The 2,451-nt window shown below is 41.6% G+C and carries 3 protein-coding genes and 1 pseudogene; all 4 read right to left on the bottom strand.

The window, feature by feature from the left end:
- Window positions 1-133 precede the first annotated feature (133 nt).
- Window positions 134-514: a hypothetical protein gene (locus tag ACFILO_RS09175; RefSeq protein WP_375637192.1), complete on the bottom strand. Its 381-nt coding sequence runs from the start codon at window positions 512-514 to the stop codon at window positions 134-136.
- Between the two features lie 11 nt (window positions 515-525).
- On the bottom strand, window positions 526-906 hold the full coding sequence (locus ACFILO_RS09170; protein WP_375678190.1) for a hypothetical protein: 381 nt from the start codon (window positions 904-906) through the stop codon (window positions 526-528).
- A 20-nt stretch (window positions 907-926) separates the two neighbouring features.
- Complete coding sequence (locus tag ACFILO_RS09165) at window positions 927-2,054, bottom strand: N4-gp56 family major capsid protein (protein WP_375648013.1); 1,128 nt, start codon at window positions 2,052-2,054, stop codon at window positions 927-929.
- Window positions 2,055-2,145: 91 nt separating this feature from the next.
- A pseudogene (locus ACFILO_RS09160) lies at window positions 2,146-2,451 on the bottom strand (hypothetical protein); the annotation flags it as partial.

Genomic DNA, 2,451 nt, shown 5'->3' with positions numbered 1-2,451 from the left:
ATGTCATCAATCTCATCTTGAATGACCGACACTAAGTGCGAAAGTGTTCTCTTATGACGATAAACATCTCGCTTTACAGGTATCGGTCCTCCAGTCTTAACCCGAATATAATGACGTGTCATCAAAATACCTCTCAGTGATTAGTCACGAATTCAACGACTATACTTGCTTGACCAGCTTGTACCGTTTTGTCCGCTTTAGCATAGAGAGTAAGTTCTTCATCATAAGGGACAAATTCCTTCTGATTGGTGGGCTTAACCTCTTTTACTGCCTGTTGTTTGATTTCCGCTTCACCAAACTCAGTCCCTCCAGCAGTGCTGCCTATTTTGACCTTTGTGTCCGAAAATGCTGTCTTAACAAACACTTTAATTGAAGTAATCAAAGCACCACGAGGTAGCGTACCTATTCTCATAGCGTTTTCTTTATCTTCATAGCTAAAATTAAGCCGCAAAAAGCTTACCTGCTGGGTATGAAGATTTCTCCCTTGCAAGGGCTGTGGTAAATAATCTGCCATGTCTTATCCCCTCAATGATTTGTTACGAATTGCACAACCACAACACACTCACCAGCCGCAGTTGTTTTATCCCGTGTTGCATAAAGGGTCATCTCCTTATCATCTGCAACAAAAGACTTTTGATCTGTTGGCGTAAAATCTTGCGTGCCTTGGGCTTTGATGTCTTTTTCTCCAAACTCATTACCCCCATAGGTACTGCCAATCTTCAACTTCGCTTCTGAAAATGCCGTCTTAACGAACGCTTTTATTGAAGTGATCAAAGCGCCACGAGGTAATATCCCTATTTTCGTTGTGAGATGCTTATCTTTATGCGAGATATTCAAACGTAAGAAACTCACCTGTTGGGTGTGAAGATTTCTCCCCTGTAGTGGAGGTGGTAATTGATCTGCCATGTCTTGCTTCCTCCCTATGATTAATTATCAGGTTCACCACTGTAGGTGGGGATAACAATCGTTCCAAAATCTTGCGCTGCTTGAGAGCTATTTGGAAATTTGAAACGGGTTTTCTTCATGCCAATCAGTGTTTTCGCAGACAAACCATAGTAACGTTGATAGTCGAAATGCTCTTCCACCAATTTATAGCGATTGACATTGCGATTATTTCCAAAAGCCATAACGATACTTTGTGCTCCAAGAAAAACAGCACGACGCACACTTTTTTTCGCTGTATGATCGGTAGATTTAACCCCATGAGTGACATGTTCAGATTCACGTAAAATCACACCATTATACATGCCAAGAGAACCATCAAAAATCGGGTTCTTCGCGCGCGAACCCGTATAAGCAGCTTTCTGAATATCAAGCCACTGTCCAGTCTCTGTATTGGTGCGCAATTGCATCACTTGTGTTGGGTGCAAATAGAGAACATAAACACTCTCCCCATTCACACGTACTGGTCGAATTTTGGGATTAGCAAGTTTCGCCATTTTTACAGCTTCGTCAATAAGCTTCAAACTAAAGCTGTGTTTTGGCGCTTCACTGAGATCTTCATCCTTGGTTTTACCATCTGGACGGATAATTCGCTTACTACTTGGTGCCAGAGGTTCATTAAATCCATAATGCACATTCTCGATATCTATCATCCGATCTTCAAAAGAGATTGTCCTTGCTGTATATCCGCAAGCTTGAATGAAAAACATCAAGCTTAAGCGATCTGCATACCAATCAACTAAGCCATCTTTTGCTTCGTCACGCAAATCAAACGTTGTACGTTGTTGCGCTATACTACCTTCATTTTCTACACGAACTGCATGCGAAAGCTCGTCAATATAGAGTCTGTCATGAAGGAATTGTAATGCCTCTTCATTCCCCTCAAGCGTCTGTCCTGAGGTAACTCCCCGTCCCAAAAGCTGTGTACGTAAGCTAAATGTAACACAATCCCCTCTGCCCTTCTGTGTTTCAGTTTTAAGTTGAATAATGCTGTTTGAACCCCTGCCTATAAGAGGGGCAATAGGTATCGCCTTTGAAACTTCTGTATTTAATAATTTTGACCACGTGCTTATCGCATGAGGATCATCTGCTCTAACTGTTGTTAATGCCATTGATTTTACCTTTCTTTGCTGTAAAAAAAACCGGCTTAAAAGCCGGATCATAGCCCTGTATAAAACAGACTAATTTCTATAAAATGCACTCTTAATACCCGTTACCTGCACCGTGTAATTGCCGAAAAATCGCTTTATTTTTCGGATTTGATATCCAAACGTCAAATTCTTCTTCTGACATCCTATCAATGCTTGCTAAAGTCATTGGTCCAGTACTCCCTCCTCCACCAGATGCTGTCAAAGTCCGCGCAGAATTCTGCCGACTTTGAAGTTCTGCAACTTGATTATTCGCTTGCACTGCTTGGTTCTGATAGCCAAGATTTTGTGCTATTCTATAAATTTCTTCTGCCGGATTGAGATCTCTTTGTGCACAAGTCGCTACAAGCGCATGCAATTG

It is taken from the genome of Bartonella sp. AP72JLCBS (assembly GCF_042195705.1).
In the GTDB taxonomy this organism is placed as follows: Bacteria; Pseudomonadota; Alphaproteobacteria; order Rhizobiales; family Rhizobiaceae; genus Bartonella.
This window is presented reverse-complemented; position numbering and strand designations above follow the sequence as displayed.

What these genes read in the sequence shown, in the direction of transcription:
- ACFILO_RS09175 (WP_375637192.1), bottom strand. Translation starts at nt 514, where the DNA reads ATGGCAGATTATTTACCACAGCCCTTGCAAGGGAGAAATCTTCATACC.
- ACFILO_RS09170 (WP_375678190.1), bottom strand. Translation starts at nt 906, where the DNA reads ATGGCAGATCAATTACCACCTCCACTACAGGGGAGAAATCTTCACACC.
- ACFILO_RS09165 (WP_375648013.1), bottom strand. Translation starts at nt 2,054, where the DNA reads ATGGCATTAACAACAGTTAGAGCAGATGATCCTCATGCGATAAGCACG.